Source organism: Pseudomonas sp. 43A (assembly GCF_013363935.1).
GTDB classification, from domain to species: Bacteria; Pseudomonadota; Gammaproteobacteria; order Pseudomonadales; family Pseudomonadaceae; genus Aquipseudomonas; species Aquipseudomonas crudilactis.
This window is the reverse complement of sequence record NZ_CP054880.1, coordinates 4,868,843-4,892,542: the sequence shown is the minus strand read 5'-3', so window position 1 is coordinate 4,892,542 and position 23,700 is coordinate 4,868,843. Positions and strand designations below refer to the sequence as shown.

The window sequence follows — 23,700 nt, the reverse complement described above, 5'->3', positions numbered from 1 at the left end:
AGGGTCAGGCGCCGAGTTTCTGTTCCAGATGCAAGCGCACCTGTGGCCACTCGTCGTCGATGATGCTGAAACGGACCGAATTGCGCTTGCGCCCGTCCGGCATGATCCGCTCATGCCGGACGATGCCTTCCTGCTGCGCACCAAGACGCAGGATCGCGTTGCGTGACTTCTGGTTGTTCTCGTCGGTGGTGAACTGTACGCGCACACAATCGAGCACGTCGAAGGCGTGACACAGCATCAGGTACTTGGCTTCGGTGTTGACGAAGGATTTCTGCCAACTCGCGGAGATCCAGCTGCTGCCGATTTCCAGCTTGCGATTGAGCGGGTCGATCTTCCAGAAACGTGTTGAACCGATCACTTCGCCAGTGTCTTTCAATACGATGACAAATGGCATTACCGTGCCGGCGTCACGGCCATCGAGCGCTTTTTTCAGGTAGTTGTCGACGGTGCTGGCCGACGGCACCACGGTGACGGTGAGATTCCACAGCTCGCCGTCGGCGGCGGCATGGAGCAGGGCAGCGGCGTCGGCATACTGAAGCGGGCGCAAGAGGATGCGCTGACCTTGCAGCGTGGTTGGCATGGGATTCCGGTCTCGGCAGTGCGGGCGAAAGGCGAGCGCCTATTACGCCGTACCGGGCGGATCCGATGCAACCGCCGCGATGATTGCAGGGTCAGATTTTTTACAGCCCATGGGCAGGAGCCTCAGCCGATGAAAAACCTGCGGATCGCCACCTACAACGTCAATGGCCTGCGCGCACGCTTGCCAAACCTGCTGGACTGGCTCAAGCGCGAACAGCCGGACATTGCCTGCCTGCAAGAACTCAAATCCGTCGACACGGCGTTCCCCGCCGCCGAACTGGAAGCCGCTGGTTACGGCGCGATCTGGCAGGGTCAAGCTTCGTGGAACGGCGTGGCGATTCTCGCCCGCGATGCGCAGCCACTGGAGAGCCGGCGCGGTCTGCCGGGCGATCCGGATGACAAGCACAGTCGTTATCTGGAGGCAGCGGTGCACGGCGTACTGGTCGGCTGCCTGTATCTGCCCAACGGCAATCCGCAGCCTGGGCCAAAATTCGATTACAAACTGGCCTGGTTTGAACGATTGATCAGCTATGCGAAAGACCTGCAAAGCAGCGATCACCCGGTGGTGCTGGCGGGTGACTACAACGTCGTGCCCACCGACATGGACATCTACAACACTCGTTCCTGGCTCAAGGATGCGTTGCTGCAACCGCAGAGCCGCGAGTGTTATCAGCGCTTGCTCGATCAGGGCTGGACCGATTCGCTGCGGCATCTGTATCCCGCGGATCGGCTCTATACGTTTTGGGATTACTTCCGGCAGCATTGGCAAACCAACTCCGGTTTGCGCATCGATCATCTATTGCTCAACCCGGCGCTGAGCCCGTACTTGCAGGAAGCCGGGGTAGACGCCTGGGTGCGCAACGAACCCCACGCCAGTGACCATGCGCCAACGTGGATTCGTATCGGCTCACGCAAGAAACGCTAGCGGGCGATTGGCGAAATCAATTGTTGAAACCAGTGCCCGATCCCGTATACATGGCGCTCATCAACGCAGTGACCTGCGGCCCCATGCATAAGGACCTAGCAATGAGCGAGCCACGCCTGACGAATCTGAAGCTGTACCTGCAACGCCTCGGTTTCGAAACGCCACCAGCACCGACACTTGAGACCTTGCGTCTCCTGCAATTGCGCCATACCGGCGTGTTTCCTTTCGAGAACCTGGCGACGATTACCGGGGCTCCGGTGTTGATCGATCTGCCGTCCATCGAGGAAAAAGTCCTGCTCGGTGGGCGCGGTGGCTACTGCTATGAGCTGAATAACCTGTTCTTTGCCTTGTTGCTGGAATTGGGTTTCGACGCTCGGGCCATCAGCGGGCGGGTGGTGATGAATCAGCCGGAAGGCAGCTGGACGGCACGCACGCACCGTTTGAGTCTGGTGACCATCGACGACGTGCGTTACATCAGCGATGTCGGCTTCGGTGGCATGGTCCCGACCGCGCCGCTGCTCCTCGACACCGAGACCGAGCAAGCGACCCCTCACGAACCTTATCGCATTGAAAAGCAGGCCGACGGCTACATGCTGCGTGCCAACGTAACGGGTGAATGGCGGCCGATGTACCTGTTTGACCTGCAACGCCAGGAAGACATCGATTACACCATTGGCAACTGGTATGTCTCGACGCATCCAGAGTCGCCGTTCACCCAGCGTCTGATGGTCGCGCGCACGGGTAATGGCTGGCGCAAGACCCTGAACAACGGCAGTTTCGCTGTTCATCGCATGGGCGCCAACAGTGAGCGACGCGAGGTAACGCAGGTCGATGAGCTGATTGAATTGCTGGCGCGCGAGTTTGCTCTGCACCTGCCGGATCTGCCCCACATACGGCAAGCTCTGGCGCGGATGATCGTACCGAATTCCGTTTAGGGTTTGGCGTCGGGCTCCAGCACTCGGCGGATCTCCCCGACCGCTGCCGACAGTTTTTTCTCGAGACTCTTGAGGTCTGCGGCGGTGATGCCTTTCTTGAATTGCCCGCTCGATTCGGCTTGTTCCGGTTTGGCAACGGCATCGAGCAGGGCATGACGCAGGGTGTTATTGATCACCGTCTGATAACCGAACCCTTCGTTCTCCGCGACCGTACGCGCCGCTTCGATGACGGCGTCGTCGAGCATGATGGTGATGCGGGTTTTGCCTTTGTTTGACGCCACTGCGCCGCGTTTGCCCTGAGAAAAGTCATATTCGTCTTGCATCGATCAAGCCTCCAGAAAATAAGCGCTACGTTCGCTGGGTGTGGCGACACGTGCAGAAATGATTCGAACGACATTCGCATCCCGGTCACTGTAAGCAACGACCAACAAGCGCCCTTTGCCGTTGAGGCCAATAGTCATCCAGCGCTGTTCGTCATGGTCGTTGTCCTCGATCGTCAGTGCTCGTTCGTCGTCAAAGACCGGCCCGGTCTCGGCGAGGCTGACGCCTTTGTGCTTGAGTTTGTTGGCTGCGTTCTTGCTTTTGTCGTACTGAATTTCGAATGACTTCATTATGCATACTTTATATGTATAAAAAAGAGCGCGACGGTGCCGTCGGTCGCCATGAACAATTCAGCCTAGTGCGCACGCGGGCAGGTGCAGGAAGGGATGTGTTGCCGGATTTGTGGGGGATGGGACCGGCGGGATAGAAGGTTGGGTGGCTACCTATCCATTTTGTGACTGACAAGTTGTATACAACTCTATGGACATTTGTCACGAGTATTGAATACAGTGTGCGCATAACAAAAACCAGGGAACCCCCCACCATGAAAACGCCCCATGTTTCACACCAACGGCCCGAGGACGAAAATCTCGGGGTCGGCGCGAATATGGCTTACGGCCTGCAACATGTTCTGACCATGTACGGCGGTATCGTTGCGGTGCCACTGATCATCGGCCAGGCGGCCGGCTTGTCGCCGGCGGACATTGGTTTGCTGATTGCTGCTTCATTGTTTGCGGGGGGGCTGGCGACGCTGCTGCAAACCCTGGGTCTGCCGTTTTTTGGCTGTCAGTTGCCGCTGGTACAGGGCGTGTCGTTCTCCGGCGTAGCGACCATGGTCGCGATCGTCAGCAGTGGCGGGGAGGGCGGCTTCCAGTCGGTGCTGGGAGCAGTGATTGCGGCGTCCTTGATAGGCTTATTGATCACACCGGTGTTCTCGCGCATCACCAAGTTCTTCCCGCCGCTGGTCACCGGCATCGTGATCACCACCATCGGCCTGACGCTGATGCCGGTGGCCGCGCGCTGGGCGATGGGTGGCAACAGCCACGCGCCGGACTTCGGCAGCATGCAGAACATCGGTCTGGCGGCGGTGACGCTGGTGCTGGTATTGCTGCTGAGCAAGGTCGGTAGCTCGACCATCTCGCGTCTGTCGATTCTGTTGGCCATGGTGATCGGCACGGTGCTGGCGGTGTTCCTCGGCATGGCGGATTTCTCCAGCGTCACCACCGGACCGATGTTTGGCTTCCCGACGCCGTTCCATTTCGGCATGCCGACTTTCCACTTCGCCGCGATCCTGTCGATGTGCATCGTGGTCATGGTGACGCTGGTGGAAACTTCGGCGGACATTCTGGCGGTCGGTGAAATCATCGGCACCAAGGTCGATTCCAAACGTCTGGGCAATGGCCTGCGGGCGGACATGCTGTCGAGCATGTTTGCGCCGATTTTCGGTTCGTTCACCCAGAGCGCTTTCGCCCAGAACGTCGGGCTGGTGGCGGTCACCGGGATCAAGAGCCGTTACGTGGTCGCTACGGGCGGTATCTTCCTGGTCATCCTCGGCCTGCTGCCATTCATGGGCCGGGTCATTGCGGCAGTGCCGACTTCGGTGCTCGGTGGCGCCGGTATCGTGCTGTTCGGCACCGTGGCAGCGAGCGGCATCCGTACGCTGTCCAAGGTTGATTACCGCAACAACGTCAACCTGATCATCGTCGCCACCTCGATCGGTTTCGGCATGATCCCGATTGCCGCACCGAACTTCTACGATCACTTCCCAAGCTGGTTCGCGACCATTTTCCACTCGGGCATCAGCTCGTCGGCGATCATGGCGATTCTGCTCAACCTGGCGTTCAACCACTTCACTGCCGGTAACTCGGATCAGCAATCGGTGTTTGCGGCGGCGGAAGAGCGGACTTTGCGTTATCGCGATCTGGATGCGCTGCGCGAAGGCGATTACTTCAGCGACGGCAAACTGCATGACTGCGATGGCAAGGAAGTGCCGGTCATCGAGCCGGATGATCACGACCATGGGCACGGTGCGCCGAAGGTGCAGGTGAAAAGCAGCGAGCATGTCTGACGGCTGTGCCTGAATAGAAAAGGGCCGATCTGGTAAGCACAGATCGGCCCTTTTTCATTTCAAGATCTTTTGACCTTTTCGAGCGCCCACAAAAAAGCCCCTGAATCTTTCGATTCAGGGGCTTTGCTATTTGGCTCCACAACCTGGACTCGAACCAGGGACCCAATGATTAACAGTCATTTGCTCTACCAACTGAGCTATTGCGGAATTGGTGCGTATGTTACTGATTCAAAAAGAGAAGTCAAGCGCCGGTTCCAAAATTAAGTGAATCATCGGGACGAACGGCGTTTTGTCAGCGATTGGCGGTTACCAGAACCGCAGCAGAGGTCTACCATGGCCGCCCGGAAGTGGTCACACGCGCTGCCGGCCATTCGCCGAAAAAGGTCCGCGTCATGAACCATTTATCCCGCAACAGCGAGGTGTTCGCATGAGCATCGCGCAAATCAGCCTGCCCAAGGGCGTCGGCCCACACGCCGAAAAACTCTTCGATGCGATCACTCAGGCCAGCACAGCTGAAGAGCTGAATCGTGCCGGTGGCAAGGCCGAAGGATTTGTCCTCGGTCTGGAAAGCACCAAAGCGATCAAAGGCCAGATCGCCGAATCGCTTTACGTCGCTTATGACGATGCCGCCACTCAGCGCGCGAGCGAACTGGCTTAACTGCCGAAGGTAATGGTACCCAGCATCAGTTTGGCGTAAGCCGCAGTGGCGGCCAGTTGCACCAGCCACAGGGCGAGGCCGCCAAGGAAGACCCCGGCCGCGACTTGCAGCACCAGGCTTTTTTCGCGTTTGGCCGATGCGCGGGGGATGAAATCATCCAGATCGTCACGGTCGGCGCGCAGGTTGTCGTTTTTCATATCTGATCTCACAAAATTCTGGAATGTACTCATCACCTGTGGGAGCGAGCTTGCTCGCGAAGGCGTCATGTCAGTCGACAACGATGTTGAATGACAGATCGCTTTCGCGAGCAAGCTCGCTCCCACATTTGGACATGTGTGCAGTTTAGAGGGGATAGGGATTGTTTCGTGACAATAAAAAACGGGAAGCCCCAAGGCTTCCCGTTTTTCATCACGCAGCGTTATCAGATGACCTGAACAATCGCATCCGTCACAGCCGTGATGTTGCTCTGGTTCAGCGCAGCCACGCAGATCCGGCCGGTGTCCAGTGCGTAAATGCCGAACTCGTTACGCAGGCGATGCACTTGCTCAGTGGTCAGACCCGAGTAGGAGAACATGCCGCGCTGACGACCGACGAAGCTGAAGTCGCGACCCGGGGCTTTCTCTGCCAGCAGATCGACCATCTGCGTACGCATGCCACGAATGCGCAGACGCATTTCAGCCAGCTCGGCTTCCCACTGCGCGCGCAGTTCCGGGCTGTTCAACACTGCAGCCACGATGCTCGCACCGTGTGTTGGCGGGTTGGAGTAGTTGGTGCGGATCACGCGTTTGACCTGCGACAGCACGCGCGCGCTTTCTTCTTTCGATTCGCTGATGATCGACAGCGCACCAACGCGCTCGCCGTACAGCGAGAACGACTTGGAGAACGAGCTCGAGACGAAGAAGGTCAGGCCGGATTCAGCGAACAGGCGCACGGCAGCGGCGTCTTCGTCGATACCGTCGCCGAATCCCTGGTAAGCCATGTCGAGGAACGGCACGTGACCTTTGGCCTTGACCACTTCCAGCACGTTGTTCCAGTCCGCCGGGGTCAGGTCGACGCCGGTCGGGTTGTGGCAGCACGCGTGGAGGATAACGATCGAGCCGTTCGGCAGGGCGTTGAGGTCTTCGAGCATGCCGGCACGGTTAACGTCGTGGGTGGCGGCGTCGTAGTAGCGGTAGTTCTGCACCGGGAAACCGGCGGTTTCGAACAGCGCGCGGTGGTTTTCCCAGCTCGGGTCGCTGATCGCTACAACAGCGTTCGGTAGCAGTTGCTTGAGGAAGTCGGCACCGATTTTCAGTGCGCCGGTCCCGCCGACAGCCTGAGTGGTGATGACGCGACCGGCGCTGATCAGCGGCGAGTCGTTGCCGAACAGCAGCTTTTGCACGGCCTGGTCGTAGGCAGCGATGCCATCGATCGGCAGGTAACCGCGCGAAGCGTGTTGAGCAGCGCGAACGGTTTCGGCTTCGATCACGGCGCGCAGAAGTGGAATTCGCCCCTCTTCGTTGCAGTAAACACCCACGCCCAGGTTGACCTTGGTGGTCCGGGTATCGGCGTTGAATGCTTCGTTGAGGCCCAGGATTGGATCGCGGGGTGCCATTTCGACAGCGGAGAACAGGCTCATTATTGCGGCGGCTCTGAATGGAGAATGGAGGGACGTGTCGCGCTCCAGCCGGATGCACTAGAGCGGTGCACAAACGGGGAGCTAGTATAGAGGCCATTACTGAACAATGGCGACAGGCGATTCGGCTTTTCGGGTAAGTTTTTCCGATTATTTCTTGACCGTTAGTCGACTGCGCGTGTCAGAGTCTTTACCGGATGTAGGACGTTTGCCTTGAAAGGTCAGGCAATCGCCACCACATTGAGCACAATCCAGGTTTTTTCTTGCGCGACACCGGTCGTTTGCGGTCGTCCCCGTGGTGCTCCGCTTTGCTCGGAATGCCGCGATTCCAGAGGTGTTTATGTCCGAATTCCAGCTCGTCACCCGCTTCGAGCCCGCCGGCGATCAGCCGGAAGCCATTCGCCAATTGGTCGAGGGCATCGAAGCCGGGCTGGCGCACCAGACGCTGCTCGGTGTGACCGGCTCGGGCAAGACCTTCAGCATCGCTAATGTCATCTCGCAGATTCAACGGCCGACGTTAGTGTTGGCGCCGAACAAAACCCTCGCCGCGCAGCTGTACGGCGAGTTCAAGGCGTTCTTCCCGAACAACGCCGTCGAATACTTCGTTTCCTACTACGACTACTACCAGCCCGAAGCCTATGTGCCGTCGTCCGACACCTTCATCGAGAAGGACGCGTCGATCAACGACCACATTGAGCAGATGCGCCTGTCCGCGACCAAAGCGCTGCTGGAGCGCAAGGACGCGATCATCGTCACCACGGTGTCGTGTATTTACGGTCTGGGTAGCCCGGAAACCTATTTGAAGATGGTGCTGCACGTTGATCGCGGCGACAAGCTCGATCAGCGCGCGCTGCTACGGCGTCTGGCCGATTTGCAATACACCCGCAACGACATGGATTTTGCCCGTGCGACGTTCCGGGTACGCGGCGATGTGATCGACATCTATCCGGCGGAATCCGATCTGGAAGCGATCCGCATCGAGCTGTTCGATGACGAAGTCGAAAGCATTTCCGCATTCGACCCGCTGACCGGCGAAGTCATCCGCAAGATGCCGCGCTTCACCTTCTACCCGAAGAGCCACTATGTGACGCCACGGGAAACCCTGCTCGACGCTATCGAACACATCAAGGTCGAATTGCAGGAACGCCTCGAATACCTGCGCAGCAACAACAAACTGGTGGAAGCCCAGCGCCTTGAGCAGCGCACCCGTTTCGACCTGGAAATGATTCTCGAGTTGGGCTACTGCAACGGCATCGAAAACTATTCGCGCTATCTGTCCGGGCGTCCGGCCGGCGCTGCACCGCCGACCCTTTACGATTACCTGCCGGCCGATGCCTTGCTGGTGATCGACGAATCCCACGTCAGCGTGCCGCAGGTCGGCGCGATGTATAAGGGCGACCGTTCGCGTAAGGAAACCCTCGTCGAATACGGTTTCCGCCTGCCGTCGGCGCTGGATAACCGGCCGATGCGTTTTGACGAGTGGGAAGGGGTCAGCCCGCAGACCATTTTCGTTTCGGCGACGCCGGGTAACTACGAAGCCGAGCACGCCGGGCGCGTGGTCGAGCAAGTGGTGCGGCCGACCGGTCTGGTCGATCCGCAGGTTGAAGTACGTCCGGCGCTGACTCAGGTCGATGACTTGCTCTCGGAAATCAGCAAGCGTGTCGCGGTTGAGGAGCGGGTGCTGGTCACCACGCTGACCAAGCGCATGGCCGAAGACCTCACCGATTACCTTGCTGACCACGGCGTGCGCGTACGTTATTTGCACTCAGACATCGACACCGTTGAACGAGTCGAGATCATCCGCGACCTGCGCCTTGGCACCTTTGATGTGCTGGTCGGGATCAACCTGCTGCGTGAAGGCCTCGACATGCCGGAAGTGTCGCTGGTGGCGATTCTCGACGCCGACAAGGAAGGATTCCTGCGTTCCGAACGTTCGCTGATCCAGACCATTGGCCGCGCGGCGCGGAACCTCAATGGCCGGGCGATTCTGTATGCCGATCGCATGACCGGTTCGATGGAACGGGCGATTGGCGAGACCGAGCGTCGTCGCGACAAACAGATCGCTTTCAACCTGGAAAACGGCATCACCCCGCGCGGGGTGATCAAGGACGTCGCCGACATCATGGAAGGCGCCACCGTGCCGGGCTCGCGCAGCAAGAAGCGCAAAGGCATGGCCAAAGCCGCCGAAGAGAACGCCAAGTACGAAGCCGAACTGCGCTCGCCGAGCGAAATCACCAAACGCATTCGTGCTCTGGAAGAGAAGATGTATCAGTTGGCGCGGGATCTGGAGTTTGAAGCGGCGGCGCAGATGCGCGACGAGATTGCCAAACTGCGCGAGCGGCTTTTGGCTGTCTAAAGATTTGCAGTGTTTAGTCGGGCCTCTTCGCGAGCAAGCTCGCTCCCACATTGGAATTGTGTCGTTTGCAAATTCCCTGTGGGAGCGAGCTTGCTCGCGAATGGCGGCGACTCGGTCTTAATGAGACTCCCCAGCCTTCAACCCTTGCGGCAGTTTTTTGGTCAACAATATCGCCAGCATGCTGATCCCCAGCGCAATCCCGACAAAGTGAAACGCATCGTTGTAAGCCATGATCGCTGCCTGCTGATGGACGATCTCACTTAACTTGCCCAACGCTGCTGTATCACTGCCAAACCGATCGGTCATCGACGCCAATCGCTCCGCCACCTGCGGATTGGTCGGCACCACCGCCTCGCGCAAATAGTCGAAGTAAGTCTTGGTGCGCGCATCCAGCAGCGTCGCCAGCAAAGCAATCCCGATCGCACCGCCAAGATTACGCAGAATGTTGAACAGACTCGACGCCGACCCCGCGTCCTGCGGCAGGATGTACGCCGTGGCGATCAGCGAAATGGTCACCATGATCAACGGCTGCCCCAGCGCCCGAATGATCTGGATCTGATTGAACTGCGGCCCGGCAAAATCCGGATTGAGCACACCGGACGAAAAACTCGCCAACCCGAACAGTCCAAATCCGATCGTGCACAGCCATTTTGGCGAAACAAACTTCATCAGCTTGGGCACTAGCGGAATCAGAAACAGCTGCGGCACGCCCATCCACATGATCACTTCGCCAATCTGCAGGGCGTTGTAGTTCTGGATCTGTGCCAGATACAACGGCAACAAATAAATCGAACCGTACAACCCGACACCCATTCCCAGGCTGGAAATACTCGACAAGCCAAAGTTGCGATTGCGCAGAATGCCAAGGTTGATCAACGGATTGGGTTTGGAGATCTGCACGATCACAAAAGTGATCAGGCTCACCAGCGCAATGCTGCCCAGCGTCACGATCAGGCTTGATTCGAGCCAGTCCTTGCGATGGCCTTCTTCCAGAAACACCTGCAAGCAACCGAGGCCAATCCCCAGCGTGAGGATGCCGGTGTAGTCGGTGCTTTTCAGCAGTTCCCAGTGCGCTTCCTTCTTCTCCAGCCCGTACATCAAACCGGCGATCATGATCAGGCCCGGCGGAATGTTGATATAGAAGATGTATTCCCAACCCCAGTTTTCCGTAAGCCAGCCGCCCAGCGTCGGGCCGATGGACGGCGCGAACGTCGCGGTCATCGCAAACATCGCCATGCCTTTGGCGCGGTGGTGTTCGGGGAGTTTGATCAGGGTCAGGGTGAACGCCAACGGGATCAGCGCGCCGCCGGTAAAACCCTGCATGGCGCGAAAGACGATCATGCTCTCCAGGCTCCAGGCCATCGAGCACAGCAACGACGAAACCAGAAAACCCAGCGACACCCACACCGCCAGTCGCCGCGCCGACAGCAACTGCACCAGCCACGCGGTCAGCGGGATCATGATGATTTCCGCGACCAGATACGACGTGGAAATCCACGAGCCTTCTTCCAGCGTCGCCGACAAGGCGCCCTGAATATCTTTCAAGGAAGAGTTGGTGATCTGGATGTCGAGCACCGCCATAAAGGCGCCGAGCATCACGCTCATCACTGCGATCCAATCGCGCCGGGTCGGTTCGCCGACCGGGCGGATCAGCGAATCACCGGCCATTGTCCGGGGCGTCTTTGATGTTCACGGTGGCGGTCACCGACATGCCCGGACGGATCTTGCCGTGCAACGGGTTATCGGCCTTGAAGGTCAGTTTCACCGGAATCCGCTGCACGACCTTGGTGAAGTTGCCGGTGGCGTTGTCCGGTGGCAGCAGACTGAATTGCGCGCCGGACGCGGCGAACAGGCTGTCGACCCGCGCTTCGATCGGCGTGTCGCCATACGCATCAAAGGTCAGTTCGGCTTTTTGCCCGGGCTGCATGTGGCCGATCTGGGTTTCCTTGAAGTTGGCCTGCACCCAGATGTCTTCGTCCGGGACGATCGACAGCAGATAAGCGCCGGCCTGCACCACTTGGCCGTTACGGGCGGCGCGCTGGCCGACCAGACCACTGATTGGCGCGTGGATTTCGCTGCGGGTCAGGTTGAGTTCGGCTTGCGCGAGATCGGCGCGGGCGTTGGCGATCTGTGCGTCGAGGCGTTTGATTTCCGCGTTCAGGGCGTTGACCTGTTGGCGCTGGCCCTGTGCGTCGGCTTGCGCCTTGGCCACTTGCGAACGGGCGATATGCGCGTCAGCGGAGAGGGTGGTCACGCGTTCTTCGGAAACATAACCGGGTTTGCGCAGGGTTTCGGCGCGCGACAAATCCATCTGCGAGCGGCCGAGCGTTGCTTGTGTGGTCGCCACCTGCGCATCACTGGAAGCAATCAGACTGGCTTGCTGAGTCAGTTTGCTTTGCGCCTGCAGGCGTTCGGCTTCTCGGGTGGCGAGGGCGGCATTGGCGCGATCAATGGCCAGGCGGAAATCATTCGGCTCAAGGCGCACCAGCAGTTGGCCTTTTTCCACGTGCTGATTGTCCTGCACCAGCACTTCATCGATACGCGCGCTCAATTGGCTCGACACACGGGTGATTTCGCCCTGGACATAGGCGTTGTCGGTGCTTTCATAAAAGCGTCCCTTGAAAAACCAATGGGCGAAAAAGCCCCCGGCGATCAGCAGGACGAGCAGCAGGAAAATCAACAGGCGACGCTTGAGTTGGGCAGGCATGGGCAAACTGTAGTCGAGGAATTGTAAGGAAAGTTATCAGCAGGCGAATCTGGCATACAGCCGATAAACGGTAAATGCCATCCGTTGATTATTGCCCATTCACCACGGCTTACGGGCGTTACAGACGCAAACTTGGCTTAAATGCCCTGCCCGCTGGAGCGGGGCGGGTGTCGCCTGTTACCATTCGCCGCTTGATTGTTTTGCTTTTCATTCTTTTCGAGACATGCCATGACCACCGTCCGCACTCGCATCGCGCCATCGCCTACCGGGGATCCCCACGTAGGTACCGCTTACATCGCATTGTTCAACTACTGCTTTGCCAAGCAGCATGGCGGTGAGTTCATCCTGCGGATCGAAGACACCGACCAGTTGCGTTCGACCCGCGAGTCCGAACAGCAGATCTTCGACGCCCTGCGCTGGTTGGGTATCGACTGGAGCGAAGGCCCGGACGTTGGCGGCCCGCACGGTCCATACCGTCAGAGCGAGCGTGGCGATATCTATCAGAAGTACTGCCAGCAACTGGTCGACGTGGGTCATGCGTTCCCATGCTTCTGCACTGCTGAAGAACTCGATCAGATGCGCGCTGAGCAAATGGCTCGCGGCGAAACCCCGCGCTATGACGGCCGCGCGCTGCTGCTGTCGAAGGAAGAAGTTGCGGCGCGTCTGGCTGCCGGCGAACCCCACGTGATCCGCATGAAAGTGCCGAGCGAAGGCGTTTGCGTCGTCCCGGACATGCTCCGTGGCGATGTCGAGATCCCGTGGGATCGCATGGACATGCAAGTGCTGATGAAGACCGACGGCCTGCCGACGTACTTCCTCGCCAACGTCGTCGACGACCACCTGATGGGCATCACCCACGTGCTGCGCGGCGAAGAGTGGCTGCCATCGGCGCCGAAACTGATTCTGCTGTATGAATACTTCGGCTGGGAACAACCAGAGCTGTGTTACATGCCGCTGCTGCGTAACCCGGACAAGAGCAAGCTGTCCAAGCGCAAGAACCCGACCTCGGTAACGTTCTACGAGCGCATGGGCTTCATGCCGGAAGCGATGCTCAACTACCTCGGTCGCATGGGCTGGTCGATGCCGGACGAGCGCGAGAAGTTCTCGCTGCAGGAAATGGTCGACAACTTTGATCTCAAGCGTGTTTCGCTGGGTGGGCCGATCTTCGACATCGAGAAGCTGTCGTGGCTCAACGGCCAATGGCTGCGTGACCTGCCGGTGGAAGAGTTCGCCAGCCGCTTGCAGACCTGGGCATTGAACCCGGAGTACATGATGAAGATCGCGCCGCTGGTGCAGGGCCGCGTTGAAACCTTCAGCCAGGTTGCACCGCTGGGCGGTTTCTTCTTCGCCGGCGGCGTCAATCCGGATGCCAAGCTGTTCGAATCGAAGAAACTGTCGGGCGATCAGGTTCGGCAGTTGATGCAGTTGATCCTGTGGAAGCTGGAAAGCCTGCGTCAGTGGGAGAAGGACAACATCACTGCAACGATTCAGGCTGTGGTTGAATCGCTGGAGTTGAAACTGCGCGATGCGATGCCATTGATGTTTGCCGCGATCACCGGGCAGGCGAGTTCGGTGTCGGTGCTCGATGCGATGGAAATCATCGGTCCGGACCTGACCCGTTATCGTCTGCGTCAGGCGATTGACCTGCTGGGTGGCGTGTCGAAGAAAGAAAACAAAGAGTGGGAAAAGCTGCTGGGCGCTATCGCTTAAGCACGTCTGACTCTGCAGGAACCACCGAAGGCCGGGATCTTTTGATTCCGGCCTTCGGCGTTTTTCCCCCCGAATTTACGGGGGAGGGCGGTAAGTGATTGTTATGCCGACGAAAAACTTTGAAAAATTTCAAAAATAAGTTTGACAGGCTTTCGATACGCCCTTAAGATTCGCCCCGTCCTCAGCGATGACATCAACGATGAGGGGCTATAGCTCAGCTGGGAGAGCGCCTGCATGGCATGCAGGAGGTCAACGGTTCGATCCCGTTTAGCTCCACCAATTTACACTTCGAAGCCTGGCCACACCGGCTCCGAAGCGATCAACACTCAGCGTTGATCAGTTGTATAGAAGGGTTTGCGTCCCCTTCGTCTAGTGGCCTAGGACACCGCCCTTTCACGGCGGTAACAGGGGTTCGAGTCCCCTAGGGGACGCCAGTTTTACAGAAGCGATGTTGCAAGATGTCGCTCCGCCGCGAGGCGAAAAATCCGGGGCTTTAGCTCAGCTGGGAGAGCGCCTGCATGGCATGCAGGAGGTCAGCGGTTCGATCCCGCTAAGCTCCACCAATTTTACACGTTCAAGGTCTGGCCACACCGGCCTTGAATCGATCAGATCTCAGCGCTGATCAGTTGTATAGAAGGTTTGTGTCCCCTTCGTCTAGTGGCCTAGGACACCGCCCTTTCACGGCGGTAACAGGGGTTCGAGTCCCCTAGGGGACGCCACGATTACCCGCTCTGCGGGATTTTATAAGGGTCATTCAATTATTGAATGGCCCTTTTGTTTGTCTGGCGTTTGGCCAATTCTCCTTCTTCCTTACACTGTGCTTCAGACCAGCGGTCATATCCTTGACTTGCAGAATATTATTATGCAAATAATATTCTAGTCGTAATATTCGGAGGCAACGATGAACGATAAAAAAGCTCAAACCCGCGAACGCATCCTCAAGGCTGCCAGCGCCGCACTGATTCAGCGTGGCCCGGCGGATCCTAGCGTGGGCGAAGTGATGGGCGCAGCCGGCCTCACCGTCGGTGGCTTCTATGCGCACTTCGAAAGCAAAGACGCAATGATGCTCGAAGCGTTCAAGCAATTGCTCGGTCGCCGCCGCGACCTGATTGCCGACATGGATGCCGAATTGACCGGTGAAGAGCGGCGCGCTTTGGTCGCTGCCTTCTACCTGTCGCGCAAACATCGTGATTCCAGTGACGCGGCGTGTCCGATTCCAGCGTCGATCGGCGAATTGGGCCGTTTGCCGGAATCGTTCCGCATTGCGCTGAACGAGCACCTGGAGTTGATGATTGCGCAGTTGGCGTCCAGCCCTGAGGACACCGACAAAGCCTTGGCCGATGTGGCCTTGATGGTGGGTGGTCTGGCACTCGCAAGGGCGCTCGGCCCGGGGGATTTATCCGATCGATTGCTGCGCGCTGCCAAGTCGGCGGTGCGTTGACCTGAAGGCAACACGCCTGAGGAGAGAGCGATGAACACGTTGAAGTGGGTTCGTGGCGTTAATGGCACCTTGGGCTGGATTGCACCGCAACGAGTGGCGAGCAAAATGCGTCTGGCATTCATGACGCCACGCTCGCTGCCGCTGCGCGATTGGGAGTTGCCGCTGCTGGCCAGTTCCGAACGCATCACTTTGCGCTTCGGCCTCTCGGCGCTGCGCTGGGGCCAAGGTCCTACAGTGCTGCTGATGCACGGTTGGGAAGGGCGGCCCACTCAGTTCGCCGCACTGATTACCGCGCTGGTCGAGGCCGGTTATACCGTTGTCGCGCTCGATGGTCCGGCCCACGGGCGTTCGCCGGGGCGTGAAGCCAACGTCGTATTGTTTGCTCGGGCGATGCTCGAAGCAGCTGCGGAGTTGCCGCCGCTGCAAGCGGTGATCGGTCATTCCATGGGCGGCGCCAGCGCCATGCTCGCCGTGCAATTGGGCTTGCGCACCGAAACGCTGGTCAGCATTGCCGCGCCGGCTCGAATACTCGGCGTACTGCGCGGTTTTGCCCGCTACGTCGGCATGCCGCCCCGAGCCCGTTCCGCTTTCATCCGCCAAGTCGAGCAAGATGTCGGTATGCGCGCCGCCACCCTTGATGTCGCTCACTATCAACTGGATATGCCCGGCCTGATCGTGCATGCCGAGGATGACAATTTCGTCTCGGTCAAGGAATCGCAAGTGATCCACGAATCCTGGTTCGATAGCCGTTTGTTGCGCCTTGAAGATGGCGGTCACCAGCGCGTGCTGGCCGACCCTCGGGTGATTGATGGCGTGTTATCACTGCTCGCCGGTCGCAGCCTTCAGGCGCGCCAATCGGCGTGAGCTCCGTTACACTGCCCCGGTTGAATACATTGACCGGGAGTGGGGCATGGGCTGGGATCGGGCAACGCCGTTTACCATTGATCTGCAAGTAGGCGCCGAGGACATCGACGGGCTGGGCCACGCGAACAACGCGGTGTACGTCACCTGGCTCGAGCGCTGTGCCTGGCGCCACTCGCAACGTCTGGGCCTGGATCTGGTCGAGTATCGGCGACTGGATCGGGCGATGGCTGTAGTGCGCCACGAGATCGATTATCTCGCTGCAGCCTATGAAGGCGACGAACTGCAATTGGCGACGTGGATTGTCGATTGGGATCAACGCTTGAAGATGACCCGGCATTTCCAACTCAAGCGCCCGAGTGACAACACCACGCTGTTGCGTGCGCAAACCACGTTTGTCTGCATCGAACTGTCCACGGGCAAGCCGAAGCGCATGCCGGCTGAGTTCATCGAAGGCTACGGCCCGGCGATCCTTGCCTCAGCCTGACCCGATCCCTGTAGGAGCTGCCGAAGGCTGCGATCTTTTGATTTTGCTGTTTGCAGATCAAAATCAAGATCAAAAGATCGCAGCCTTCGGCAGCTCCTACAAGGGATCTGCGGTTTTTCTCGATATCCAGTAAACTGCCGCACGTTTTTCTTCAAGTAGTGTTTTCCCATGCAAATTGCTCTGGCGCCCATGGAGGGGTTGGTCGACGACATCCTTCGCGACGTGCTGACCCGCGTTGGCGGCATCGACTGGTGTGTCACCGAATTCATTCGCGTCAACGACCAGTTGCTCACCCCGGCCTATTTCCACAAGTTCGGCCCGGAGTTGCTCAACGGCGCGCGTACCGCATCCGGTGTGCCATTGCGTGTGCAATTACTCGGTTCCGATCCGGTGTGTCTGGCGGAAAACGCTGCACTGGCCTGCGAACTCGGCTCCGAAGTCATTGACCTCAACTTCGGCTGCCCGGCCAAGACCGTGAACAAATCCCGTGGCGGCGCCGTTCTGCTCAAAGAGCCGGAACTGCTCAACCAGATCGTCGAGCACGTGCGCCGCGCCGTACCCGCGCACATTCCCGTCACCGCAAAAATGCGCCTCGGTTTCGACAGCCCCGACGGTTCGCTGGTCTGCGCCACGGCGCTGGCCGAAGGCGGCGCCGAACACATCGTGGTTCACGCCCGAACCAAGATGGATGGCTACAAACCGCCCGCACACTGGGAGTGGATCCCTCGCGTGCAGGACGTGGTCAAAGTCCCGGTGTTCGCCAACGGCGATATCTGGAGCGTCGAAGACTGGCGGCGTTGCCGCGAAATCAGTGGCGTGGAAGACATCATGCTCGGTCGCGGTCTGGTGTCGCGTCCGGATCTGGCCAAGCAGATCGCCGCCGCTCGTGCCGGTGAGGAAGTCGTTGAGATGACCTGGGCCGAGCTGATGCCGCTGATCCAGGACTTCTGGCTGCAAGCCAAAGCGCAGATGACCGCGCGCCAGTCGCCGGGCCGTTTGAAGCAATGGCTGGCCATGCTGACGCGCAATTATCCCGAGGCGGTTGAGCTGTTCACCGTCCTGCGCCGTGAGACCGAGCCGGATCACGTCTCGCGTTTGCTCGGTCTGCCGGTCGCCGAAGCGGCCTGAAAAAAATCTGCAAATAGTCTCTTGAAATCATTTCAGCGGTCCTTATCTAAGGGTTACGCGATGCCGAATTCGGGTCGCGGAGTCAAAAAACCTTGCTGATTGTTTTCAGGAGATTTGAACCATGAGTACTGCATTTTCCCTCGCGCCACTGTTCCGTTCTTCGGTGGGTTTCGACCGTTTCAACGACCTGTTCGAAACCGCCCTGCGCAACGAGCCAGGCAGCAGCTACCCACCTTACAACGTCGAAAAACACGGTGATGACCAATACCGCATCGTCGTAGCGGCAGCCGGTTTCCAGGAAGAAGACCTGGAGCTGCAAGTCGAGAAAGGTGTGCTGACCATCAGTGGCGGCAAGCGTGATGCCAACGAAGGCGTGACCTTCCTGCACCAGGGCATCGCCCAGCGTGCGTTCAAGCTGTCCTTCCGTCTGGCCGATCACATCGAGATCAAGGCGGCGGATCTGAAAAACGGTCTGCTGAGCATCGACCTGTTGCGAGTGATCCCGGAAGAAGCGAAAGCCAAACGCATCCCGATCAACGGGACGCAGAAGCCGGCGTTGCAGCACTGAGTCATGCGCCGCAACACAATCGTCTGAACAGGCGATGAGCCGCTGAATGAAGGCCCCGATACGTCGGGGCCTTTTTTGTGCGCGCAAGAAAAGCGCTATACGCCTTTGCCGCTGACGGCGGTTTCTCTACAATCCGCGGCAGTTTTGCCGACCCCCATTCCTCACCGGTCGGCCTGGAGCCTTTTTTCATGGACGAGATTCAACAGCGCTGGCTGTGCGCCCTGTCTGCACCCATGGCGGCGATCAATACCGGCGCCAGCTACGACGACCCGGCGTTTTGCAATGATCGCTACATCGATCTGCAGGACAGTTGGGGGATCGACGACCGAGGCCAGCTGTTCGACATGCTCGAACGGATGACCGACGACGGCCATGCCAAGCACCTGAGTGCAGCCTACCTGGCGTGGCAGCGCTGTCTGCCGAGTGAATGGCAGGCCTTGCTCGACGATCTGAGTCCCCGCGAACGCATCCTGCATGAGTTTGCCAGCCGCACGTTCGGCAGTTGTGGGCCGGGCGGAATATTGTCCTGGGACTATGGCCGCATGGGTTTTCTCTTGCGTTGCGCGGTGCGCAATCAGTGGGTCGACCTGGACGAAAGCAACTGGCTGCACAGCCGTTTGGCCCTCAGAGCGCAATTTCACTACGGTAGCTGGATGGCTTACTTCGATGGCTTTGTCGTGGGTCGGACCTTTTGGTCCTGCCTGAGCGCCAGCGACGATGAGCTTGCGCGTGAGCTGGACCGACAAGGCGCCAATCCCCTTAACGTGCGGATTGCCCGCGGCCTTGCCGAGAACATCCCTCAGTTTCTGGCTGATTTGCCATGGCACATGGAGATTGATCTACCACCACGCCCGGCATCGCTCAAGGAGTTCGACTGGTCATGAGTTGCTGGATCCGCCTGGGCATCGAGCCTACCAACGACGAAACCCTGATTCGCAACGCCTACCGCGCACGCTTGCCGGCGCATCATCCGGAGACTGACCCGCAAGGCTTCCAGGCGTTGCGCATGGCCTACGAAAACGCCCTGCGTCTGGCTCGTGAAGGCGAGGAAGAAGAGCCCGAACAAACGCTCGAAGCATCAGAACCCGAGGTCGTTGAAATCCCTCGGGCATTCGTGGAATTCTGCGAGCTGCTGGATGATCCTGCTCGCCGGTTCAATTTCGCTGCGTGGCAGGCATTTGTCCGGAGGCTGGATGAGCTGTCGCTGGACGTGCTCGATGAACTCAGCTGGGGCTTGTACCACCGGCTGGCCGACGCCGGTCCGTTGTCGTACCGCTGCGCAAATCTTTTGGCCAAACGTATGGCCTGGGATCAACAGTTGCTGGATCTGGGTTTCGACGACGCGCATCGGGTGGAGTCCTTTCTCCAGCGAATCGAAACGCCGGACCCGTTCGATACGGATCTGATGAGCACATGGTCAGAGGCCGCCCAGACTGAATCACTGTGGTATGCCCGTAGCCTCGACTTCATCTTCAACCAGCGTCCACTGCCTGAGTTCGCCGACTTCGCCAGTCAGCACACCTGCCTGCCGTTGCCGAATGATGCCGCGTTCCTCAAGCGTCTGCTGGTGCAGTTCACTCAGGCGGGTATTGGCGGGCCGACGTTTTTGCAGTGCTGTATCGAGCAGCAGCTTGCTGCACCGGACGATGTCGACTGGCTTTACCTGTTGGCGTGTCAGAGCAGTCTGCTGGGGCGCGACGATCAGGCATTGCCGTGCTGGATCCGGCTGTGGAACGAACATCGCCATCCGATGGCGGAAAGTCGTCTGCTGGAGCTGTGTGCCAAGCGCCAGCCGACTTTTCTGCCCTTGCTGATTCAGGCATTCGATCGTCTGCAGGGCATTTCTGCCTGGCCAGAGGATCTTGGCGATGACGCCCAGGTGTATGGCTGTCCGTCACTACATCCCGAGACGCTGAACCGTTGGCTGGGTGTCGGGCGGTTAAAGCTTGAGAGCCTTGCGCAAAGCTTTGTCGATTGGCGCGTGACCGGTGATGAACTGCCATTGCTCGCGCAATTGCTGGGCGAAAATGCCGACAGCCGATTGCTGCATTTATACCGGTACGCCTGGGCGCTGCATCGCGGTGATACGGCGTTGTTGCAGCAGATTGTGGATGCACCGCTGCCCATCGATGCCCTCGAAAGCCTGGTGATGAGCGGGTTCAAATATCAGGCCGGGCAACACCTGCACTGGTTGCGCACGGCGCCGATTGCGTCGGCCATGAGCGTGTTCAGCGATGCTGATTCAGCTGCGCGGCCATTGCCGCAGGTGCTGACCGACGGCGAGCGGCACAAGGTCTGTCGGCTGTGGTTGCGTCGCTTGCGGCCTTACAGCGACGCTGCGCTGGAACGATTGGCAGACGCGTTCAAGCTGGCTGCGCTCAAAGACGACTGTGACTTGTCCGAGCTCGACTTGATGCTCCAGTTGAGCCGTCGCGGCATTCAGTTTCCGCCAGTCGGGCTGGGTGAGGCCACTTGGGAGTGGCACGCACAGACCTTGTTTTTGCTGGCATTGCTGGACCAGCCCGAACGCTGGTTGCAACTGATTGACGCGCAGTGCGTGGAGCGCCTGCCTTTCAATCCGGCCCATCCCTTGGGTCGCCTGCAACCGTTGTTGCGGCGCTTGCAGCGTGAGCAAGGCCATTGCGCCGGTTTGCTCGGATGGTTGCAAGGCAATGACCCGGTGCACGGCTTGTTGGTGCAGCAATTGTTCAGCGTACAGCAGGCACTCGACAGTATCCGGTTGCCGGCCAATAGCCTGCTTTACACCTGCCTCGAAAGTGATCGTGCTGCCTGCGGCGACGATTTGCTGGGGTTGATGATGTTCTGGGGCGTGCTCTATCACGATCCGAGCCTGAGTGCCGAGCAGCATCGCGCGTTGTTGCAATCGATCGCGGCGATCAGTTGTGAGGACGATTGGTTCGAAGGCTTCCGCGACGGTTTGATCAAAGGCGAACCGGTGTGGCCGCCGCGCAAAGTGCTGACCGATTTTGGCGTCGACAAACTGCTGGCGTACGAAGCACTGGATGCGCTCAAGGGCTTGATTCGTTATGGCGCTGCCGGGGTGCCGAAAACGCGCGTCCTGCGCCAACTGCAACAGGGCAAGGACGATGTGCAGAACAGCGTCGGCCTGCGCCTGGCTCTGTGCGCGTTATTGTCCTGGTCGGAACGATTACTGCTGGCGAAAAGCGATGCTCAGCCGGTACCGGCGACAGCGATCTGGCGTCTGGGATCGCGGTTGGGGCGTAAGGCTTTTATCGCTCAGGTCTTGGCCTGCGTAGTGATTGCGCCAGTGGCCGGGCTGATCAGTGGCACCACGGGCGCTGGCATTCTTATCCTGCTATTGGGCGTGCTGCTGGTGTTCGGCGCCATTCTGCGCCGTTTGCACGACATGGGCCGGGGCATTCCGACGTTGCTGATCTTCATGGCGCTGACGCCGTTTTTGCCATTCCTGCCGTTGGTGTTGTTCGGGCTTGCCGGTGACAAGTTGCCCAACCGCTATGGTGTGCCGCCGGACAGCGGCGATAGCGAGACGCTGTCCGGCGGCCTGCAGGCTGCTTTACGGCGGCTCAACGGCTAGAGGCGCAGTTGATCCAACGCCTTGTTCAGCTCTGAGCGATGGCTGGCAATCTCCGCTGATTGCTGGCCGCCGAGCACGCTGGTGAAGTTGTGCAACCATTCGGCAATGTGCTCGCGTTGCTCGCCCAGACTCTGCATCCATGCCCGCTCCAGGCGGGCGAGCAACGTGCGGTTGGGCAGCGCGTCGCGTGGATGGACTTTCAGAGTAGACAGCCGGTTATGGCTGTCTCGGCGCGCTTGCTCGTCCAGGCCGGTGGGGCTGCGGTCGATGCTGTGACTGTGACGCTCGCCGGTTTCGAGCAGGGTAACGTCGACTTCGAGCAAACCGTTGATGTCATAACTGAAGCGCACGTCCAGTTCCTGGATGTGTTCAGTGGGCGTCAACGTGACATCGAAAGCATCAATCAGAATGTTGTCGCACACCCACGGCCGTTCACCCTGATAGACGGCGATGCGCAGCAGCGATTGCTTAGGCTGGGTGGTGTAATAGCGCTCCACCCTTGACGTCGGAATGATGGTGTTACGTTCGATGATGGGCGAGAAGGCACCTTTGATGTCTTCGCCACGCATGGTCGCAATCCCCAGCGTATACGGGCAGACATCGGTCAGAATCAACTCTTCAACCGCACCGTCGCGCGCCTTGCACGCCGCTTGCGTCGCCGCTCCCAGCGCAACAATGGTATCCGGATCAAGATGCCGGTAAGGTAGGCGCCCGAACAGCGTGGCGACCATTTGCTGCACCGCCGGCATGCGCGTGGCGCCGCCGACCAGCACCAGGCTGTCGAGGTCGCGGGGCTTGAGTCGGGCATCGCGCAGCGCTTGTTCGATCGGCGCGCGCAAACGCGCCAGCAGCGGTTCCCAGATTTTTACCGCCGCCGCTTCGTCCAGTGACCATTCGAAGGTCTTGTCGGCGTGGCGCCAGCTCAGGTGTTGAGTGCCTTCGCCGAGTTTGCATTTGAGCTGCTCAAGCGCATCACCGAGGCTGGCCATGCTTTGCGCGTCGACCATTGCCGGGGTCAGTTGCCAGTGTTTCAGGCAGGCCTGCAACAGCGCAGCCGTGAAGTCTTCGCCGCCGAGAAAGTTGTCGCCGGTGGAGGCGTGCACTTCGATCAGCGGCAAAGCGTATTCCAACACCGTGACGTCGAAGGTGCCGCCGCCCAGATCGAAGATCAGCGTGCGTTCGAACTTCTGCTCATGCAGCCCGTAAGCCATGGCGGCGGCCGTGGGTTCGTTGATCAGGCGCGTCACCGAGAGCCCGGCCAGTTCGGCGGCGAACAGCGTGCGTTTGCGTTGTTCATCGCTGAAATACGCCGGCACGGAAATCACCGCTTCCGTAACCGGGTGGCCGAGAAAGGCTTCGGCGTCCTGCTTGAGTGAACCGAGCACCAGCGCTGACAACTCTTCCGGACTGAACTGACGTGCCCCGAGCTGGACTTGTTTATCGCTGCCCATGAAGCGCTTGAACGCCGCAGCGCTGCGTTCCGGATGTGTGGTCAGGCGGGCGCGGGCAGCTTTGCCGACCAGAATCGTGTCGTCTTCATCGAGGCTGATCACCGAGGGCGTCAGCACATCACCCAGGGCGTTGGGAATCAGGCGGGCCTGACCGTCCTGCCAGACGGCGATCAGACTGTTGGTGGTGCCAAGGTCGATGCCCAGCAGAGCCGGGCGGGGGAGGGTTGCATCCTGCATGTCAGATCTCGAAACGGCGCAAAAAACGCGACCCTACAGGTTGGCGCAAATCGTGGCAATTGCGCTTCTGTTGCAA

At 59.2% G+C, this 23,700-nt stretch carries 21 protein-coding genes and 5 tRNA genes; 17 read left to right on the top strand and 9 right to left on the bottom strand.

Features of this window, described 5'->3' with window-relative positions:
* Window positions 1-4 precede the first annotated feature (4 nt).
* Complete coding sequence (locus tag HUW52_RS21490; RefSeq protein ID WP_016983534.1) at window positions 5-580, bottom strand: GNAT family N-acetyltransferase; 576 nt, start codon at window positions 578-580, stop codon at window positions 5-7.
* A 129-nt stretch (window positions 581-709) separates the two neighbouring features.
* Between HUW52_RS21490 and xth the strand changes: the two genes are divergently transcribed.
* On the top strand, window positions 710-1,504 hold the full coding sequence (gene xth / locus HUW52_RS21485; RefSeq protein ID WP_016983535.1) for an exodeoxyribonuclease III: 795 nt from the start codon (window positions 710-712) through the stop codon (window positions 1,502-1,504).
* A 101-nt stretch (window positions 1,505-1,605) separates the two neighbouring features.
* Window positions 1,606-2,439 (top strand): arylamine N-acetyltransferase, encoded by an 834-nt coding sequence (locus HUW52_RS21480; protein ID WP_016983536.1) that lies wholly within the window; start codon window positions 1,606-1,608, stop codon window positions 2,437-2,439.
* Here HUW52_RS21480 and HUW52_RS21475 read toward each other — a convergent pair.
* Window positions 2,436-2,762, bottom strand: coding sequence for a BrnA antitoxin family protein (locus HUW52_RS21475; RefSeq protein WP_175554847.1), 327 nt, complete (start codon window positions 2,760-2,762; stop codon window positions 2,436-2,438). The genes HUW52_RS21480 and HUW52_RS21475 overlap by 4 nt on opposite strands.
* A 3-nt stretch (window positions 2,763-2,765) precedes the next feature.
* On the bottom strand, window positions 2,766-3,050 hold the full coding sequence (locus tag HUW52_RS21470) for a BrnT family toxin (RefSeq protein WP_175554846.1): 285 nt from the start codon (window positions 3,048-3,050) through the stop codon (window positions 2,766-2,768).
* A 254-nt stretch (window positions 3,051-3,304) separates the two neighbouring features.
* On the opposite strand from HUW52_RS21470, the gene HUW52_RS21465 reads away from it, so the two are divergent.
* Window positions 3,305-4,828, top strand: coding sequence for a nucleobase:cation symporter-2 family protein (locus HUW52_RS21465; RefSeq protein WP_016983539.1), 1,524 nt, complete (start codon window positions 3,305-3,307; stop codon window positions 4,826-4,828).
* Between the two features lie 131 nt (window positions 4,829-4,959).
* Here the strand turns inward: HUW52_RS21465 and HUW52_RS21460 are convergent.
* Window positions 4,960-5,035: transfer RNA gene (locus HUW52_RS21460), tRNA-Asn, on the bottom strand.
* Between the two features lie 220 nt (window positions 5,036-5,255).
* On the opposite strand from HUW52_RS21460, the gene HUW52_RS21455 reads away from it, so the two are divergent.
* Window positions 5,256-5,486, top strand: a complete 231-nt coding sequence (locus HUW52_RS21455; protein WP_175554845.1) for a hypothetical protein — start codon at window positions 5,256-5,258, stop codon at window positions 5,484-5,486.
* On the opposite strand, the gene HUW52_RS21450 is transcribed toward HUW52_RS21455, so the two are convergent.
* Window positions 5,483-5,683: a hypothetical protein gene (locus HUW52_RS21450; RefSeq protein ID WP_016983541.1), complete on the bottom strand. Its 201-nt coding sequence runs from the start codon at window positions 5,681-5,683 to the stop codon at window positions 5,483-5,485. The two genes, HUW52_RS21455 and HUW52_RS21450, sit on opposite strands and share 4 nt — an antisense overlap.
* Window positions 5,684-5,907: 224 nt before the next feature.
* On the bottom strand, window positions 5,908-7,104 hold the full coding sequence (locus HUW52_RS21445; RefSeq protein WP_016983542.1) for an amino acid aminotransferase: 1,197 nt from the start codon (window positions 7,102-7,104) through the stop codon (window positions 5,908-5,910).
* 337 nt (window positions 7,105-7,441) lie between these two features.
* On the opposite strand from HUW52_RS21445, the gene uvrB reads away from it, so the two are divergent.
* The gene (gene uvrB, locus HUW52_RS21440) at window positions 7,442-9,457 is read left to right on the top strand and encodes an excinuclease ABC subunit UvrB (RefSeq protein ID WP_007913411.1); all 2,016 of its coding nucleotides are present in this window, start codon (window positions 7,442-7,444) and stop codon (window positions 9,455-9,457) included.
* 117 nt (window positions 9,458-9,574) lie between these two features.
* Here uvrB and HUW52_RS21435 read toward each other — a convergent pair whose 3' ends face one another.
* A complete protein-coding gene (locus tag HUW52_RS21435) occupies window positions 9,575-11,065 on the bottom strand; it encodes an MDR family MFS transporter (protein ID WP_175555719.1) in 1,491 nt (496 codons plus the stop codon).
* A gap of 49 nt (window positions 11,066-11,114) precedes the next feature.
* Entirely contained in the window at window positions 11,115-12,164 is a 1,050-nt protein-coding gene (locus tag HUW52_RS21430) for an HlyD family secretion protein (protein WP_127926569.1), read from the bottom strand.
* A gap of 228 nt (window positions 12,165-12,392) precedes the next feature.
* On the opposite strand from HUW52_RS21430, the gene gltX reads away from it, so the two are divergent.
* The 12 genes from gltX (at window position 12,393) to HUW52_RS21370 (ending at window position 21,936) form a co-directional block, all read left to right on the top strand.
* On the top strand, window positions 12,393-13,874 hold the full coding sequence (gltX, locus tag HUW52_RS21425) for a glutamate--tRNA ligase (protein WP_175554844.1): 1,482 nt from the start codon (window positions 12,393-12,395) through the stop codon (window positions 13,872-13,874).
* 203 nt (window positions 13,875-14,077) lie between these two features.
* Window positions 14,078-14,153, top strand: a tRNA-Ala gene (locus HUW52_RS21420).
* A 79-nt stretch (window positions 14,154-14,232) separates the two neighbouring features.
* A tRNA-Glu gene (locus HUW52_RS21415) sits at window positions 14,233-14,308 on the top strand.
* Between the two features lie 53 nt (window positions 14,309-14,361).
* Window positions 14,362-14,437: transfer RNA gene (locus tag HUW52_RS21410), tRNA-Ala, on the top strand.
* An 80-nt stretch (window positions 14,438-14,517) separates the two neighbouring features.
* Window positions 14,518-14,593: transfer RNA gene (locus HUW52_RS21405), tRNA-Glu, on the top strand.
* A 182-nt stretch (window positions 14,594-14,775) separates the two neighbouring features.
* Window positions 14,776-15,315, top strand: a complete 540-nt coding sequence (locus tag HUW52_RS21400) for a TetR/AcrR family transcriptional regulator (RefSeq protein ID WP_007913421.1) — start codon at window positions 14,776-14,778, stop codon at window positions 15,313-15,315.
* A gap of 30 nt (window positions 15,316-15,345) precedes the next feature.
* Window positions 15,346-16,179 (top strand): alpha/beta fold hydrolase, encoded by an 834-nt coding sequence (locus tag HUW52_RS21395; protein WP_175554843.1) that lies wholly within the window; start codon window positions 15,346-15,348, stop codon window positions 16,177-16,179.
* Window positions 16,180-16,225: 46 nt separating this feature from the next.
* Entirely contained in the window at window positions 16,226-16,663 is a 438-nt protein-coding gene (locus HUW52_RS21390; protein WP_175554842.1) for a thioesterase family protein, read from the top strand.
* A 168-nt stretch (window positions 16,664-16,831) separates the two neighbouring features.
* On the top strand, window positions 16,832-17,791 hold the full coding sequence (locus tag HUW52_RS21385) for a tRNA-dihydrouridine synthase (RefSeq protein ID WP_175554841.1): 960 nt from the start codon (window positions 16,832-16,834) through the stop codon (window positions 17,789-17,791).
* A 121-nt stretch (window positions 17,792-17,912) separates the two neighbouring features.
* Window positions 17,913-18,359 (top strand): Hsp20 family protein, encoded by a 447-nt coding sequence (locus HUW52_RS21380; protein WP_034152778.1) that lies wholly within the window; start codon window positions 17,913-17,915, stop codon window positions 18,357-18,359.
* 188 nt (window positions 18,360-18,547) lie between these two features.
* Window positions 18,548-19,243: a DUF1266 domain-containing protein gene (locus HUW52_RS21375; RefSeq protein WP_016985253.1), complete on the top strand. Its 696-nt coding sequence runs from the start codon at window positions 18,548-18,550 to the stop codon at window positions 19,241-19,243.
* Complete coding sequence (locus HUW52_RS21370) at window positions 19,240-21,936, top strand: DUF805 domain-containing protein (protein ID WP_175554840.1); 2,697 nt, start codon at window positions 19,240-19,242, stop codon at window positions 21,934-21,936. The genes HUW52_RS21375 and HUW52_RS21370 overlap by 4 nt, the downstream gene beginning before the upstream one ends.
* Here the strand turns inward: HUW52_RS21370 and HUW52_RS21365 are convergent.
* Window positions 21,933-23,624, bottom strand: a complete 1,692-nt coding sequence (locus tag HUW52_RS21365) for a molecular chaperone HscC (protein WP_175554839.1) — start codon at window positions 23,622-23,624, stop codon at window positions 21,933-21,935. The two genes, HUW52_RS21370 and HUW52_RS21365, sit on opposite strands and share 4 nt — an antisense overlap.
* Between the last annotated feature and the right edge of the window lie 76 nt (window positions 23,625-23,700).